Raw genomic sequence first — 16,905 nt, forward strand, 5'->3', positions numbered from 1 at the left:
GCTGGTGGCTTGGCTGATGCGCTGTGCGTCTGATTCGATGGTGGGTAGCGCAATCCGCGTGGCCTGTGCAATGTCGATAACGGCAGCTTCTAATGGTTCGTTAACGGGTTCAAGCGGAAGGGCGATCGCGTCTTCGGATATGCTGACGCTGGCGATCGCGGTTAGTACTGTGCCGCCTAGCACCACATGGTGAGGTAGACCCATAATCGATTATTTCTCCTAATGCGTTTGCAGGTTGCGTGTTTTATTTTTTCAATCAGAGCAAATGGCTGTTTGGCCTTGAGACATCCCCCGTAGGAGGCAGTGCAACCCTGTAGCATTTGATATAAAGCCACTTATTCTAAACATTCAGCAGAAATAGCCCTATCCCGGCATAAATGACCCGGTAAATTGGATTTATGGGTACGGTGGGATGAATCGATTTGCGGCAAACAGTAGTAGGCTTTGGAAACATCTCAATTTACTCGTATCAGGTATGCCCGATCGCACTTTGCCAGATTGGTTGACGGGGGTTTGGCGTAGGCTCTCCATTGAAACAGATGGGTCTAAAGACACAACGACTCAAGTTATTTGGTTGCAAACCCATCAGTGCTTTGGAGATATTCGGATTCCAGCCGATCGCCCCACCAATGACCGATCATCGCTGGCCGACCTAACGGCATTCGACGCGATCGCCCTCTCTGATCAGCAGGGGTTTGCAGGGATGACAGAACTACAAGAATCAACCTGTCAATGGCATCGATTCATCGACTATCAGCCGGTTACGGGGCAACGAGACATTGGCACTCTGGCCTGGGAGGGCGATCTGCTAATTGAGGAGGGCGTTGATGCGGACTACCGAGAAGAATGGCAACGCATTGACGATGGCGGAGGTGAGTTTACAGCGCTGGTGGTTCCGGCAACGGCATCCACTGAGTCGGGTTCGCGCCCGTCCTGGCAGGGATGTCTGGTTACAGCAGGCGATCGCTTCATTTACATGTGGAATCGATCGCAACCGCTCCCGGCAGCAGATTCGCTAACCGCACTCATTGACAGCTCAACACCATCCTCTGAGTTCCTGGCCTACCTGGACTGCGAAATTTCGCTTGGGGTGTGCCAGTCGGGACTTGTTCCCTGGGAGATTCAGTTATCAACGATGCCCTGGCGAGAAGGTCAGTCGCTCTGGTCTAGGTCTGACCTGGTGATAGAGCTAGACCAGGGATATATCCATCAACGTATCCAAAATCTGGAAGGCAATCGAACGCGCCAATGGCATATTCATGAGTGGGGAACGGGTTTAGCATTCGCTGAGGCTTAATCAACTTATTGAAGGGATTGCCAGAATCAGGTTGGATGATGATACAAGAACAGAGTGGTGCGAGCGTGAAACGTAATGGTTAATGATAATGGTTAATGATAATGGTTAATGATAATGGTTAATGATAGCGCCACTGGATAAACTCATCCACAATCAATTCCAGAATCATGATATTGGAGGTTGACGATTGAACGAAGTTGCGATCGGTTTAGACTTAGGCACCGGGGGAGTTCGCGTCATTGCCGTTGACCTGCAAGGGAATGTCATTACTCAAGCGACCCGCAGCTATCCCCTGTTGACTCCGCACCCCGGCTGGACAGAACAGCAACCCTCTGCTTGGGTCGATGCCAGTCTGGCGGCTTTAAAGGAAGTGGTGCAACGACTCAACGGCTCTCCCGTTTTGGTATTGGGCTTGTCTGGGCAGATGCACGGCATGGTGCCGCTTGATGCAGAGGGGGCAGTGGTTCGACCCGCTATTCTCTGGAACGATCAGCGCACGGGAAAAGCGGTCGGCGAAATTGAAGCGGCTGTGCCGCGCCATGACTTGATTCAGCGCACGGGCAATCCTGCTATTACCGGGTTTCAGTTTCCCAAGCTAATTTGGCTTAGAACAGCAGAACCAGATGCGTTTGCGCGAACCCGACATGTGCTGTTACCCAAAGATTATTTAGGCTATGTTTTGACTGGAGAGCAGGTTACAGAACCCTCGGATGCTTCAGGCACAGGCTGCTTAAACTTGAGCGATCGCCAGTGGGATACAGACGTTCTTAATGCACTGGATATCCGTTTAGATTTGTTTCCACCCGTGATTGATTCCAGAGCGATCGCTGGATACCTGAAACCAGATATTGCGGCTACCGTTGGTTTGCCTGCGGGGCTACCCGTGGTGGCCGGAGGGGGAGATAATGCCGCCGCTGCCATTGGCCTGGGAGTCTCATCAGCTCGAATGCATCGCGGTAGCCTTAGTATTGGCACATCGGGGGTGATTTTTGCACCGCTCGATCGTCCCACTCCTGACCCTGAGGGTCGGGTACACCTGTTTTGCCATGCCGATGGTGGTTATCACCTGTTGGGGGTGACGCTGGCGGCGGGAGGATCACTGCGCTGGTATCGAGATGTGTTTGCGCCCCATTTAAGCTACAGCGAACTGGCGGAGATGGCCAGCCAGGTTGTGCCAGGGTCGCGCGGCATTCTGTTTTTGCCGCATCTGGCTGGAGAACGCACTCCCTACCTCGATCCAGATGCGCGAGGTGCCTGGGTTAATCTTTCCCTGGCACACAGCCAGGCTGACCTGACCCGTGCGCTCCTGGAAGGAGTCGCTTACAGCTTACGAGTGGCATTGGAAATTGTTGAAACTATTACACCACTGCACACATTAATGGCCACGGGTGGAGGCGGGCGATCGCACATTTGGCTACAGATTCTGTCTGATGTTTTAAAGACAAAATTGACGATTCCCAGTGTAGAAGAGGGTGCCGCTTATGGTGCTGCACTGCTAGGCATGGTAGGAGTAAATGCTTACCCTAACCTTGAAGCCGTTTTTAGCCAAATGCAGCGGGATGCTGAGGCCATTGAATCGGTTTCTAATCCAGTGTATGAGAAAGGATACGAGCAGTTTCAACAGCTTTATACGGCGCTTCGAGCGCTGCGTTAAGCTTTACTAAGAACAGCCCCGATCAGCCTTCCAAAATGTTTAATTTTGTTAAAAAAAGACGTAATTAAACTGTGAAATAAGCGGCTTAAAACCCCTTGCACATCAGCATTTCAGCTCGATTGACCTCACTGTAAATTACTGCCTAATTTACTCTAAAAGACAGATAGAATTCTAGAATAGAAGATGCTCAGATAAGGATATTGAAGTACAAGGTAGCGTATTGAACTGAATTATCAATCTGCAAAACAATCTGCAAATTTAGATATCCCAAAGCAGCTTTAGAAGGTTGCCTTCAGTTACCACACTTTTCAATTTTCTTTTAGAATCAAGCACTAACGTTTTGTAAAAGAGAGGGCAATTTTGTCAGTCCATCTCTTTGAACAGTCACTTTGTTGTGGAATGAATGCAGCGCTACAAAAGCTGAACGAACGGACGAGTTGAGCCGTTAATTTTCAGTTGCTTTGTTGTGGTCAGAATTCACATTCTGGCTTCAACTTGCAATTCAAATTTTTGTCGGATAACACAGGTTGATGCTTCAGTATCATCGATGCTCTTTTGTTTACTTCTAGTCCTGACGGTTTAGAGAAAACGTTTAGAGGAGATGAGTGTGAAAAAAGTAGCGATCGCCGCTGGTCTAGTTGGGTTATTGGGCAGTGTAATGGCATGTTCTCCAGACACAACCAATACCCAGGCTACTAACCAGGATGGCAGTGGTCAGGCTGGTGATTTACAGCTTGTTGGCGTGACGGTTGGAGATTTGGGAAATCCGTTTTTTGTCCAGGTGGGTAAAGGAGCTGAGTCTGCTGCTAAGCGACTCGCCGGAGAGAATGTCCAAACCACTGTTGTCTCCAGCGGATATGACCTGAACCAGCAAATCAATCAGGTTGAAAATTTTGTGGCATCGGGTGCTGATTTAATTTTGCTCAATGCTGCCGACAGTCAGGGCATCGCGCCAGCGGTGATTCGAGCCAAAGAATCCGGCGCAACGGTGGTTGCCGTTGACGTTGCGGCTGAGGGCGGCGTAGATGCTACTGTGACCTCGAACAACGTGCAGGCCGGAGAAGTGGCCTGTCAGTATATTGTCGATCGCCTCAATGGTGAGGGCAATGTTGTCATCATCAATGGGCCTCCGGTATCGGCCGTTATTGACCGGGTTGATGGGTGCGAAAGCGTTCTGTCCCAAAATCCCGGCATCCAGGTACTTTCGCGAGACCAAAACGCTGGCGGCAGCCGAGAAGGTGGCTTGCAGGTCATGAGCGACTTGCTCACCTCCTTCCCCGAAATTGATGCTGTATTTGCCATTAATGACCCTACTGGCATTGGTGCCGAACTGGCGGCGCAGCAAGCTAACCGCAGCGACTTGTTTATTGTGGGGGTGGATGGCGCACCAGAGGCCGTTGCGGCTTTAAATCGAGACGGTTTGTTTGTGGCAACGGCGGCTCAAGATCCGTTCCGAATGGCAGAAACTGCTGTTGAAGTCGGTACCCAAATTTTGCAGGGTGGTACTCCACCGCAAGATACCGTTCTGGTTCCAGTTGAACTGATCACTAAAGACAATATCGATCAGTACCAGGGTTGGACGAGAGAGTAAGCCACTTTAGCGTTTGGATTGTGAACAATGACACACTCGCCATCATTAGCGGTTAGCACCCCTATTTTAGAAATGCGGGGGATTAGCAAGAGTTTTCATGGAGTTGCGGCTCTGCAAGATGTTGAACTCACCATCTTCCCTGGTGAAGTTCATGCGCTGATGGGTGAGAATGGCGCAGGCAAGAGTACGCTAATGAAAATTCTGGCTGGAGCCTACAGCACTGATTCTGGTGAGATTCGGATCAATGGTGAATCGGTGCAGATCAATGCTCCCAGTGATGCCAGACAAGCTGGTATCAGCTTAATTTATCAAGAGCTTAATGTTGCGCCCAATCTCACGGTCGCTGAAAACATTTTCATGGGAAATGAATCCACTAAGCCAGGAGGACTACTCGATCGCGATCGCATGAGGCAGGAAGCCACTGCCATTTTGCAAAATTTGGGAGCCAGTTTTGATGCCGATGAAACGGTGTCTCGGCTCTCGATTGCCGAACAACAGCAGGTTGAAATTGCCAGAGCCTTAAAAGATAAAAGCCGCATCCTGGTTATGGATGAGCCAACTGCCGCGCTTTCCGATCGCGAAACAGAGCGGTTGTTCGATATCATTCGCCGCTTGCGAGATGATGGCATTGCCCTGATTTACATCAGCCACCGGATGGCAGAGGTCTATGCGTTGGCCGACCGGGTTAGTGTCTTACGCGATGGGCAATATGTGGGCAGCCTGGAACATGATGAGATTTCATCAGAACGGCTGGTACAAATGATGGTAGGTCGTCCCTTACAGGATTTCTACGAACACAAAGTTCATGCTCCTGTGGACGATCGCACCTCACCCCTGCTTGAAGTTGTCGGCATTACCGATGGGGATAAAATTGAACCGACCAGCTTCCGGCTCTATGCCGGAGAGGTGTTGGGTTTGGCCGGCCTGGTTGGGGCAGGACGCACCGAGTTAGCTCGCCTGATCTTTGGTGCAGATGCTAAGACGGGTGGCGATGTTTACATGGAAGGCCGCAAGCTCACCATCTCTAACCCCAAAGACGCGATCGCCGCTGGAATTGGCTACGTGCCCGAAGACCGTAAAGATCTGGGGTTGTTCCTGGAAATGTCCTCTAGCCAAAACATCACAATGAATGTGCTGGGGCAGGATGCGAGTGCAGGGGTGATGAATTTCAAAACCTTGAAGCAGGTGGCAAATCATGCCATTCAAAACCTGGGGATTCGCGTTGCTACTCCTGCTACCCGCGCTATGGATTTGTCTGGCGGCAATCAGCAAAAGCTGCTGTTGGCACGCTGGTTAGCCATTAATCCTAAGGTGTTGTTGTTGGATGAACCGACACGAGGCGTAGACATTGGCGCTAAGGGTGAAATTTATCGCATCATCAGCACCTTAGCCTCTCAAGGCGTTGCCATCTTGATGATTTCAAGTGAACTGCCAGAAGTGGTGGGCATGAGCGATCGCGTTTTGGTGATGCGAGAGGGAGAAATTACAGGCGAAGTCGGTGGCAGCACGGGAATAGCCATCACACAAGAAAACATCATGGCATTTGCCACTGGAGCAAGGGAGGTTAACGCAGCATGAGCCAAACACGGTTAGATAAACCCGAACAGAGCCGACTCGCGAAGCGGCGCAAGTTAGGTAAGCGGCAGTCGTGGCAAGCAATGATGCAGGTGGCAGGCATCTTACCGATTCTGCTGATCATTTGTATTCTATTTGCCGTTCTCACTCCCAACTTTCTCACCGCAGGCAACTTAATCAACGTGGTGCGGCAGGCATCTATTAACATCGTGCTGGCTGCTGGCATGACCTTTGTCATCCTGACGGGTGGCATTGATCTATCGGTTGGTTCCATTCTGGGTGTGTCGGCAGTGGTGGCTCTGTTGGTGTCCCTTGCTCCGGGGTTGGGGGCGTTCGCGGTTCCGGCAGCACTTTTAGCAGGCTTGGGGTTGGGCTTGGTCAACGGTGCCCTGATTGCCTATCTGGATTTGCCGCCGTTCATTGTGACGCTAGGTTCCTATACGGGCTTGCGGGGGATAGCCTACCTGCTGGCAGGTGGTACCACTCTGATCAATCCTGATATTAATTTTGCCTGGGTCGGAAATGCCCGCATTGGCCCTGTTCCCTGGTTGGTGATTATTGCCCTGGCTATCATCGTTGCTGGCTGGTTTATCCTCAGACGCACTGTTTTGGGAACCCACATTTATGCAGTGGGTGGTAACCTGCGAGCGGCTCGCCTGACGGGAATTAAAGTTAGCTTTGTGCTGCTGTTTGTTTACGGCATCAGCGGGTTGCTTTCTGGTCTGGCGGGTATCATGAGCGCCAGTCGGCTTTACAGCGCGACTGGAATGCTGGGGCAGGGGTACGAGTTAGACGCGATCGCCGCTGTTATTCTTGGTGGCACCAGCTTTTCTGGCGGTATTGGTACCATTTGGGGAACGCTCCTCGGCGCGCTCATTATTGCCCTACTCAACAATGGATTAACGCTATTGAATGTCTCTTTCTTCTGGCAATTGGTGGTTAAAGGCTTGGTGATTATTGTCGCTGTGACCATTGACCGCCTGAGAACGCGATCGTCACGCCGCTAGGAGGTCGTTAATTCAACTCCATTCACCTGGCTCCAATCTATCTAACTCCTTGATCCATCCTCTATACCCTAAATGCTACTGGGAATCGACCTGGGAACTGGCTCCGCTAAAGCACTATTGCTGTCTCTTGAGGGCGATATCGTTGGTGAAGCCTCTAGCCCCTATCCAGTGCGATCGCCCCAACCTGGATGGGCTGAAACTGAGCCACAAGACTGGTGGTCTGCCGTGGCGATCGCGGTGCAAACGGCCGTTCAACATCACACTGATGCGGTTGAGGCCATTGGGCTGTCGGGTCAAATGCATGGGGTGGTGCTAACCAATGCGGCGGGCATCCCCCTGCGTCCGGCCATTCTTTGGGCAGATACTCGTTCTAGCGATAGGTTGACGGCATACCACGGGCTGGAGTCCCGTTACCAGCAGCAGTTGGCGAATCCGATCACGGCAGGGATGGCTGGCTCTACGTTGCTATGGTTGCGGCAACATGAACCAGAATTCTATCAACAGGCGCGATGGGTGCTGCAACCCAAAGACTGGCTGCGCTTGCAGATGACTGGAGCCGTGGCCGCAGACCCCTCCGATGCTTCGGGAACGTTGCTGTATGACGTGATAGGCGATCGCTGGGCGGTTGAACTTTTGCAGCGGCTGACGCTGCGTTCCGATTGGCTCCCTGAGCTGCGTCCATCGAGCCAGATCGCTGGACAGTTAACGGCTGAAGCCGCAGAACAGCTTGGCTTACCAGCAGGATTGCCCGTCGTCACCGGAGCCGCCGATACCGCTGCTGCGCTATTGGGCAGTGGTCTGGTTGCTCCTGGTGTGGTTCAACTCACGGTTGGGTCAGGGGCTCAGATTGTGACACCGCGATCGCACCCTGTACCTGACCTTCACGGCAAAACTCATTTGTATCGAGCTGCTTTACCCCGGCAGTGGTATACGCTGGCCGCCATCCAAAACGCTGGTCTGGCTCTGGAATGGGTTCGGACGATATTGGGTTTAAGTTGGGCGCAAGTTTATGCCGAGGCGTTTGCCGTTGCGCCGGGATGTGAAGGGTTGACGTTCTTACCCTACCTGACTGGGGAACGTACTCCCCATCTCGATCCATATGCCCGTGGAGCCTGGGTTGGCCTGGGGTTACATCACACTCGCGCCCATCTAATGCGCGCCGCACTGGAGGGGGTTGCCTTTAGCTTGCGGCAAGGACTGGAGGCGATCGTTGCCACAGGTATTACGCCTACGCAGCTTCGGCTGGCTGGGGGCGGCACGCTAGAACCAGTGTGGCGGCAGTTGTTGGCCGATGTGTTACAGGTTCCGTTGCACAGCGTAGCGATCGCTTCTGCTTCTGCACGGGGAGCCGCGATTTTGGCAGGCATGGGCATTGGAAAAATGACCCTACCACAGGAGGCCGCACCCCTGTCAATGACCCAGCCAGAACCGCTTCCTGTGGAATTGAAGGAGGCATGGCAACGGTTTTGTACCCTGTATCCTCAATTGCGGCAGTGGGCGGATGACACGCGCCAGTTACCAGTATTGCCGCCATAACTATCAGCCATCACTACCAGCCAGTATTAGCTCTATCCGTAAGGATCAGCAACCGCTTGTACACACCGCTTTAGAGGAGGGATCTATGAACTGGTATCCTATCAAGCTCACGTTTCATGTGCGTCAATATGCCTTTGGCGAACGGGTCATTGGCGATCGTCTCCAGAAGCAGCATCTTCCAGAGGGTATCGTGGCTGAAACCTGGGAAATCAGCGACTATCGAGATACAACTGGCACCGTTACCAATGGCACCTTTGCTGGGAAAACGCTGCATGATCTGACTCTGCAATATCCTGATCAACTGGTTGGGCAGGGGTGGCAGGGGCCCCACTTTCCGCTGCTGGAGAAATTTTTGGATGCCTCGCACATGCTGCCTGTTCACCTCCATGCAGACGATGAAACGGCGGCTCGTCAGTACGGTGAACCCAACGGCAAAACTGAGGCATGGCACATTGTTTGGGCGGCACCGGGCGCAACCGTCCTCGCCGGACTTAAGGAGAACTTTAGCCGTGAGCAGCTTTTTGATGCGTTCGTCCAGCAGGATTATGATGCCGTGATGGTACGTCATCCCATTCAATCGGGGGATACGGTCTATGTTCCTGGGGGCATTATTCACTCCTTTGGCCCCGATGCGCTGGTGTTTGAGGTGCAACAAACCTCTGACTTAGGCCAAATGGTGATGCCTACCGATTTGTATGGCAACCCGCATTCGCAAGAACAATGGCACATTAACATTAATGCCACTCTGGATGAGCTGAAAAACCATTATCATCCTCGTCCTAATCCTGGTTTAAAGGTTGAGCAAAATGGCAATCAGCGGATTTATGGCTGTGCTGGCCCTTACTTTGCTCTGGAACAATGGATATTGACACAGCCGTACGTTGAGCGATCGCATCCTCACCGTTGTAATACACTGACCAATGTGGGCAATCGGGTGCAATTAGAATTTGAGGGAGGGACGGAAACATTGGAGCAAGGAGAATCCTGTATTTTACCAGCTGCGATCGGTGAGGTTCGCATCCTTCCGGATCGGCAGGCGAGTCTGGTTGCCTGTTATGTTCCCGATCTGCCCAGGGATGTGGTTGAGCCGCTGATGGAAGCAGGGTTCGATCGTGACCAGATTCGTCAACTCGGTGAGGTTGCGCCACTGTAGGGAGAACATATGAACCGTCCGCACGTTGTTGTATTTGGCAGCATTAATATGGATCTGGTTGCCAGAACTCCTAAGCTACCCACTCCCGGTGAAACTTTGTTGGGTTATAGTTTTGCGACGGTTCCCGGTGGTAAGGGTGCAAATCAAGCCGTGGCGATCGCGCGTTTGGGTATCCCCACGCACATGATTGGCAGGGTCGGCAACGATGATTTTGCCCAATCTCTGTTAGCCAGTTTGCAAGGAGCTGGCGTGCAAACAGCAGGGATTTGGGTGGATGACTCCAATCATTCTGGAGTGGCCATGATTGCAGTGGATGATCAGAGCGAGAATCACATCATTGTTGTTCCGGGGGTGAACGGGCAAATCAACGAAGCGGATGTGGAACGGCTCATCCATCAACTTCCTGGAGCGGCAGCCTTGCTGCTTCAGTTTGAGATTCCTTTACCCGCCATTCAGGCAGCGGCGGTAGCCGCCAATAAAGCAGGAGTTAGAGTCATTCTGGACCCAGCTCCGGCTCAGTCTAATTTACCGTCTGAGCTGTATTCGCTGGTGGATATCATTACGCCTAATACGGTGGAAGCCAAACAGTTGGTTGGGTTTCCGGTCGATGATGCCGAAACAGCGGCACAGGCAGCGGATGTGTTGCACCAGCGAGGCGTCAATACGGTCGTAATCAAATTGGGTGCAAAGGGTGCTTTTTGTTCAACCGCCACTGAAACCTTTTTTACCCCAACCTTTGCTGTGCAGGCGGTTGATACCGTTGCGGCTGGAGATGCTTTCAATGGCGGTTTAGCCGCTGCACTCGCGGAAGGGCGATCGCTACGAGAAGCTATTCGTTGGGGGGCGGCGGCTGGGGCGCTCTCGGTGACCAAACCAGGGGCACAGCCTTCACTACCCGATCGCGCTACGTTTGACACGTTTTTAAGCCGACACGGCATGTGAAGCAGGTAGGCCAAACCAGCGATAACCCAGAACCAGTCCGGCTCGGATATGTCCCAGGGTTGAATTTTTCGTCCTATTCCAATCTTTGATCAGGTGCGGGTTGAGGTTGAACCCGATGACTCTGCTGTAGCCAGGTCAGCCTGGGTATCCAGCACATACTGACGAAAGCGGTCTAAATCGGCTTGAATGGTGGATTCAACCAACCGTCCTAAAAACAGTTTGTCTACAAAAGCGCCGACCACGCGAGGCACCGTATAGGCGATCGACAGTTCAACCAAACATCCTGTGGCCTGACGCTGAAATCGTGCGGTTCCTCGATTTGACAGCCCGTTTACCGATTCCCATTCCAGCCGTTCTTGTGGCAGCTTGGTTACCGTTCGAGACAGCCAGCTTAATTTAAGACCCCGTGCGTCTAGCGTCCAGCGAGAGAGTTCTGGCTCGGGTTGAACAATCTCAACGGCTTGAATCCACTTCATCCAGTTCGGAATTTGCTCTAAATCTGACCACAGTTCCCACACCAGCGGCATGGGGGCTTCGATGTGAACCTGTACACGATGCTCTAGCCAGTTTGCCATTTGCTTGACGGGTTAAGGTTTCAATTAACAATACGCGATCGCAGCACTGGAACTTGAGAGGATGCTTTAAACAGCACTAACTGTAACTCGAAGTAACCTGAGCGGCTCTCTGGCTCTTCCAATTCCGAGAGACTTTGAACCCAAAATAGCCGGGAAGTTCCCAATCTGGGAAATGCGGAGGAATGGAGGGGGCGATCAGAGCCATAGCCTATCAATAATTCATCCGTCTATCCAGCAATGCCGGAAACTTAAGGGACTTATGCAACCCGTTTGGGTTAGCCATCAGAACTGTAGCGGACGTGAGACGGTGCTGTTCTGACGAGAAACGGGAACGACAGTCGTACCAGTTTCATCTCATGCATTTCCCATCCCATGCGCTTTCCATCTCATGCACTGTAGCCGACCGAACCAGCCATTGATCACAGTAGCCTTGCAAAACCTGTGAACGTTGGCCGTGTCTGGGCACTTACCACGACCATAAATTATTAACAATTACTTGTCAATAATTAACAATTCGTTAAAAATAGAGTGGTGTTGGCTATAGCGGCCAACAAAGCCCCCCATCGTTCGACTCGTTCGACAAATTCGACAAAACGGTATTCGTAACGTTCAACTGGCTCAGACCCGTTGATTCTGAAGGAACCGTACCTGATACCGAGTGAGACTTCCAGCCTGCGTTGGGTATTCATTCAATGGTTCAGTGTTTAGAGAACGGGATTGAGGCATTTAGAGGAATGAGATTGTGCAAACTAGTTCTCGCGTTGTGGTGGTTGGGGCTGGCTTTGGCGGCCTACAGGCGGCTCAGTCGTTAGCCGGATCGGGTGCCGAAGTGGTGCTGATCGATCGCAATAATTATCACACCTTTGTGCCGCTGCTTTATCAGGTTGCCACTGCTCAAATTGAGCCAGAACAAATTGCTTATCCTGTGCGAACCTTGCTGCGGCGATTGCCCAACGTGCGTTTTTTGATGGCTGAAGTCAACCACATTGATTTGGCCAATCAAGTAGTTCAAACCAACCGTGCTGCGATTTCATACGACTTTTTGGTATTGGCAACGGGTAGTCAAACCCAGTTCCAAACTATTCCGGGAGTGCCAGATCACGCCTTTGCCCTGCGAACTCTGGAGGAGTCGGTTGTGTTGCGAAACCACATCATGTCGTGTTTCGAGCAAGCGGTACAGGAACCAGATTCTTTGCGCCGCCAGCAATTACTCACCTTTGCCATTGTGGGAGGTGGGCCAACAGGGGTTGAAATGGCGGGCGCTTTAGTGGAACTGTTTCAGGATGCGCTCTTTCGCGACTACCCGCGCCTGGAGCATCAGCATATTAAGGTCATTCTGGTGCAGTCGAGCGGTCGCCTTTTGGTGGGTTTACCTAAAAAGCTAGGAGCCTATACCTACAAGCGTTTGCGTCAAATTGGAGTCAATGTTTATCTAGATGCAAAAGTGAGTCGAGTGACGGCGGGTGCGGTTCATTTGCATAACCATCAGTTGATTCCAACGGCTACGGTGATCTGGACTGCCGGATTAGAAGCGGCTCCTCCTGATGCCTCTGATGAGCTATCACATGCAACCAAAGGCAAGCTAGTTGTGCAACCGACGCTGCAAGTGGCCGAGCGATCGCAGGTATATGCCATTGGCGATGTTGCCTATGTTGAACAAGACGGTAAGCCGCTGGTGGGGGTGGCACCAGAAGCCTTACAGCAGGGGGTTGCAGTGGCTCGTAATATCAAGCGGCAGCTTCAGGGTAAAGCGCCAAAGCCGTTTCGCTACTTCAACAAAGGTCGGTTAGCCATTATTGGCTGCTATTCTGGAGTTGGAAAGATTGGCGCGATCGCCTTTACTGGCTTCCTGGCCTGGATCATGTGGTTGGGCGTTCATTTGGTCTATTTGCCGGGATACCGCAGTCGGTTGATGGTGTTGCTGAACTGGTTGTATACCTATGGGGTTGGCGATCGTGCCATTCGCTCGATTATGCCGCTAGCGACCAGTGTTGAAACTCGTAAAGGCAGCCGTAATAAGGCTGTGCGCTATTCTTCAGGGTCAAGGTAATCATATTCCTGACAAGTTAATTGAAGTCAGGAGAGGATGCTCCTGATTGCTTGACTGACCAACCTTAAAAGCCTTTACAACCCATGAATAAGCAATTATGAAATTTGCGGGAACCTGGCATATCACTGATATGGAAAATTGGGACGAGGATTACTTCAATATGGAGGTACAGGCTTATATTGAAATTGATCAACGGGGATCGGGTGACTTTCAATTCGGTTTAGTCACCGGACGAATTGATGGTGAGGTGGTCAAGGAGCAATCGAGTGAGAAGCTCGAATTTACCTGGGAAGGAAGCGATGAGAATGATGAAGTATTTGGTAGTGGCTGGTTGAAACTGAACGATAAAAATACGTTAGAGGGAAAAATCAAATTTCACAAGGGAGATACTTCTCTGTTCACCGCAAAGCGAGCCTAGCGGGTTGAGTTGGGGCGCAGGAAATATCTCAAAGCGATATCTCAAAGCGATTGAGCAACGAATGGAGCAGACGTTCCGAGTCAATGATTAAGATGATGGTGAGCAGCCCCGATGGAACGTGTTGACTGGGAGAAGCTTATAACGGGTGCCATGCTGCTTTATGTGGTTGTCTATGATATTTATTCCCTAGAACAGTATCAGGCAAGGATGATAGGCTCGAAGATCTGGAAAGGATAGTGGGCAATACATTGTTCGACCACTCATCACCGTTCTGTGCGGCGCTATCCGTTCGGCAAGACGCTCTACAATCCGGTAGCCTGGAGATACCGTTTTTTGTGCGGCAGACAGTTCAGGTAACGATAGTTGGGTAACGATGGCAGTTATGGAACCGATTCAGGTGATTGGAGGCGGATTGGCAGGAACCGAAGCCGCCTGGCAGATTGCTCAGGCTGGCATTCCGGTAATTTTGCATGAAATGCGACCGCAGCAGCTCAGTCCGGCTCACCATACCGAGCATTTAGCTGAATTGGTATGCAGCAACTCGTTTGGAGCGCAGGCCAGCGATCGCGCGTCTGGATTGGTACACGAAGAGTTGCGACGGCTTGGTTCTGTTGTCATTGCTAAAGCAGACGAACATGCCGTTCCAGCGGGTGGTGCATTAGCGGTCGATCGGGCTGTTTTTAGCCGCGATTTAACGGAAGTACTCGATCGCCATCCCCTGGTCGAGCTGCGGCGCGGCGAAGTGCGCCACCTTCCGACTGAAGGTATTGTGGTGCTCACCAGTGGCCCCTTAACTACCCACGACTTAGCTGCCGACCTTCAGCAGTTCACCGGGTTAGAGTACATGAGCTTTTTTGATGCAGCCAGCCCCATTATTGTGGGTGAGTCCATTAACCGCGACGTGGCCTTTTTAGCATCTCGCTATGACCGGGGTGAAGCCGCTTACCTCAACTGCCCAATGAATCGGGAACAGTATCTCCACTTTTGGCAAGAACTGTGTAGGGCAGAACAAGCCGAGCTAAAGGAGTTTGAACGCGAAACCGCCAAGTTTTTTGAAGCCTGTTTGCCCATTGAGGAGATGGCGCGGCGGGGAGAAGACACGATGCGCTATGGGCCGCTTAAACCAGTGGGGCTATCGGATGCCCGTCAAGAGGGCGATCGCCCCTATGCTGTGGTGCAGTTGCGCCAGGAAGACAAAGCCGGACAGCTCTGGAACATGGTGGGGTTTCAAACGAACCTGCGCTGGGGCGAACAAACGCGCGTCTTTCGGCTAATTCCCGGTTTAGAATCGGCTGAGTTTGTGCGGATGGGCGTGATGCATCGCAACACCTTTATCAATTCGCCCGAACTGCTGCTGCCGTCGCTGCAATTCAAGAAGCGTCCAACGGTTTTGGCGGCTGGGCAGTTGGTGGGCACCGAGAGCTACACTGCCGCTACTGCTGGCGGTTGGTTGGCTGGAACGAATGCTGCTCGTATTGCCCTGGGACATGACCCGCTGACCCTACCCACTACCACCATGATGGGAGCGTTGTTTGATTTTATTAGTTCTGCTTCTGCAAAGCACTTTCAGCCGATGCCGCCTAACTTTGGCATTATTCCAGAATTGCCGCAGCGCATTCGCAATAAGCGAGAACGATATGGAGTCTATCGCGATCGCTCGTTAACCGATCTGGCTAACTGGATCAAGACGCACCAACTCGCATCTGCAACTGAACCCGTTGCCAGCCTTGCTTAGGGGTGTTTCTACGTGAGATCGGCTCTGGCGATATGAGGCAGTGACGTGCCGAGGTTCGACTGCGGTTGAACCGATATTTATTGGTGTCCTGTTCATCGCGACAAAAACTCCCCAGGTGGCGATACCACCTGAGGAGCAGATATGGCTAGCTTTTCAGAGAACTGACTTTACACAACAGGGATAATCAATGAACTCAGCTCTAGCCAAGCCTTGGCTGTTATAACTCAAAGCATCGACTACCTCAGATCGCTCTGGTGAAGAATTTAACCTTCCCTTGGTAGACACAAAGTAGAGGAAGCGACAAAAACTCTACACTGCTCTAGTACCTGTTTCATAGTGACTGTCCACATCTCTGACGTCGCTCTCCTTCGAGATGTGATAATGGGGCACAGCGATATAACCCCCATCCAGTACGGTTTTGTTATGTATTTAATATATCAATGTGGTTTGATTTAGATCCCTATCGGGAGTCGGAACAACGGTATCCCCTTGGGAGTAGTTCACAATCCGTTTCAAATCTGTCTTTTAACTGAGACCGAATTAGTAGGGCTGTGTCTTCTAAATCACCGACGGGTTTTAGCTTGATCCGCTACTTTGTAACCAAAGGGACAATCCTTAGCGGTCTGAGCAGTTTCTTGGGGTCAGACTGCTTTCTTTTGACCCAAAACCGCATTTTGTTACTTACAAGACTGACAGAGCAGAATCTCGATGGTAGATTGGGTAAAGAATTAGACGTTTCATGGGCAGCCGCTTTATCAGAGGCTGCTTTTTTGTGGCTTCAAATCGGTTGCGATCGAAATCGGTTGGGTTCAAGCCTGGTTTGCCGTTCTAATAGGCTAAGGCGAGAGTGACCATACTATTCCGGCTGTGTTCCTGCTCTGTTTTTACTCTGCCATTGGTCACTGGTCATGCATCCTTTGTGCAAATGAGCCAACGGTATGGAGTTACTTGGGGCTGGCTGGGCAACAGGTGAGGCGATCGCTGACGTTGTTCTCTTGGAGCCGACTAAAGCGGGACTGTTTTTGCAACATTTCGCGTAGTTTTGCCAGAATACGGTTTCGCTTGGTAGATGAAAGTTTAGAGAGATCAATACCGCCTTGCTCTACCAGTGCTTCTGCCTTATTCATACCCATCGCTTGATTGAAATTCGGCATTTCTAAGGACTCTAAAATTCCGAGTATTAATTAAACTTTACAACAAATTGATAGCGTGAGTAGTTCGCTAGACAACAGAATTGAGGGTAAGTTGCCAAAACTTTAGCGTTGCCAGGAGAAATCTGTTGCTGCCTGAGTCAAAAGAAAAGCGCTGAACAACCTGCTTCAGCGCTCTCTGTGTTTGTTGAGTAACCAAAAATTATCAGGTTTGTTTCTGA

15 protein-coding genes are annotated in these 16,905 nt (G+C 51.4%); 11 read left to right on the top strand and 4 right to left on the bottom strand.

Annotated features, from left to right (window positions below; translation table 11 throughout):
- Window positions 1-204: hypothetical protein (locus tag IQ268_RS17055; protein WP_193881490.1), on the bottom strand; the 204-nt coding region annotated here is incomplete at its 3' end.
- Between the two features lie 271 nt (window positions 205-475).
- Between IQ268_RS17055 and IQ268_RS17060 the strand changes: the two genes are divergently transcribed.
- The 8 genes from IQ268_RS17060 to rbsK all read left to right on the top strand — a co-directional run bounded on the left by IQ268_RS17060 (window position 476) and on the right by rbsK (window position 10,755).
- On the top strand, window positions 476-1,297 hold the full coding sequence (locus IQ268_RS17060; protein ID WP_193881492.1) for a hypothetical protein: 822 nt from the start codon (window positions 476-478) through the stop codon (window positions 1,295-1,297).
- Between the two features lie 187 nt (window positions 1,298-1,484).
- The gene (gene xylB / locus IQ268_RS17065) at window positions 1,485-2,951 is read left to right on the top strand and encodes a xylulokinase (RefSeq protein WP_193881494.1); all 1,467 of its coding nucleotides are present in this window, start codon (window positions 1,485-1,487) and stop codon (window positions 2,949-2,951) included.
- Between the two features lie 601 nt (window positions 2,952-3,552).
- Window positions 3,553-4,542: an ABC transporter substrate-binding protein gene (locus IQ268_RS17070; RefSeq protein ID WP_193881496.1), complete on the top strand. Its 990-nt coding sequence runs from the start codon at window positions 3,553-3,555 to the stop codon at window positions 4,540-4,542.
- A gap of 27 nt (window positions 4,543-4,569) precedes the next feature.
- Window positions 4,570-6,120: a sugar ABC transporter ATP-binding protein gene (locus IQ268_RS17075; RefSeq protein WP_193881498.1), complete on the top strand. Its 1,551-nt coding sequence runs from the start codon at window positions 4,570-4,572 to the stop codon at window positions 6,118-6,120.
- Window positions 6,117-7,124 (top strand): ribose ABC transporter permease, encoded by a 1,008-nt coding sequence (locus IQ268_RS17080; protein WP_193881500.1) that lies wholly within the window; start codon window positions 6,117-6,119, stop codon window positions 7,122-7,124. Before IQ268_RS17075 ends, IQ268_RS17080 begins: the two co-directional genes overlap by 4 nt.
- A 72-nt stretch (window positions 7,125-7,196) precedes the next feature.
- Entirely contained in the window at window positions 7,197-8,660 is a 1,464-nt protein-coding gene (gene xylB, locus IQ268_RS17085; protein ID WP_193881503.1) for a xylulokinase, read from the top strand.
- 85 nt (window positions 8,661-8,745) lie between these two features.
- Window positions 8,746-9,813, top strand: a complete 1,068-nt coding sequence (locus IQ268_RS17090) for a class I mannose-6-phosphate isomerase (RefSeq protein WP_193881506.1) — start codon at window positions 8,746-8,748, stop codon at window positions 9,811-9,813.
- A gap of 9 nt (window positions 9,814-9,822) precedes the next feature.
- Window positions 9,823-10,755, top strand: coding sequence for a ribokinase (gene rbsK, locus IQ268_RS17095; protein ID WP_193881509.1), 933 nt, complete (start codon window positions 9,823-9,825; stop codon window positions 10,753-10,755).
- A gap of 89 nt (window positions 10,756-10,844) precedes the next feature.
- Here the strand turns inward: rbsK and IQ268_RS17100 are convergent, their stop codons facing one another.
- The gene (locus IQ268_RS17100; RefSeq protein WP_193881513.1) at window positions 10,845-11,330 is read right to left on the bottom strand and encodes an SRPBCC family protein; all 486 of its coding nucleotides are present in this window, start codon (window positions 11,328-11,330) and stop codon (window positions 10,845-10,847) included.
- Between the two features lie 20 nt (window positions 11,331-11,350).
- Window positions 11,351-11,494, bottom strand: coding sequence for a hypothetical protein (locus IQ268_RS17105; protein ID WP_193881517.1), 144 nt, complete (start codon window positions 11,492-11,494; stop codon window positions 11,351-11,353).
- A 578-nt stretch (window positions 11,495-12,072) separates the two neighbouring features.
- Between IQ268_RS17105 and IQ268_RS17110 the strand changes: the two genes are divergently transcribed.
- From IQ268_RS17110 to trmFO, 3 genes are all read left to right on the top strand, one after another.
- A complete protein-coding gene (locus IQ268_RS17110; RefSeq protein ID WP_193881520.1) occupies window positions 12,073-13,380 on the top strand; it encodes an NAD(P)/FAD-dependent oxidoreductase in 1,308 nt (435 codons plus the stop codon).
- A 97-nt stretch (window positions 13,381-13,477) separates the two neighbouring features.
- Window positions 13,478-13,798, top strand: a complete 321-nt coding sequence (locus IQ268_RS17115) for a hypothetical protein (RefSeq protein WP_193881523.1) — start codon at window positions 13,478-13,480, stop codon at window positions 13,796-13,798.
- Between the two features lie 382 nt (window positions 13,799-14,180).
- A complete protein-coding gene (gene trmFO, locus IQ268_RS17120; protein WP_193881689.1) occupies window positions 14,181-15,533 on the top strand; it encodes an FADH(2)-oxidizing methylenetetrahydrofolate--tRNA-(uracil(54)-C(5))-methyltransferase TrmFO in 1,353 nt (450 codons plus the stop codon).
- A gap of 944 nt (window positions 15,534-16,477) precedes the next feature.
- Here trmFO and IQ268_RS17125 read toward each other — a convergent pair.
- Window positions 16,478-16,687, bottom strand: a complete 210-nt coding sequence (locus tag IQ268_RS17125; RefSeq protein WP_193881526.1) for a hypothetical protein — start codon at window positions 16,685-16,687, stop codon at window positions 16,478-16,480.
- Between the last annotated feature and the right edge of the window lie 218 nt (window positions 16,688-16,905).

It is taken from the genome of Oculatella sp. LEGE 06141 (genome assembly GCF_015207605.1).
GTDB lineage: Bacteria > Cyanobacteriota > Cyanobacteriia > Elainellales > Elainellaceae > Oculatella.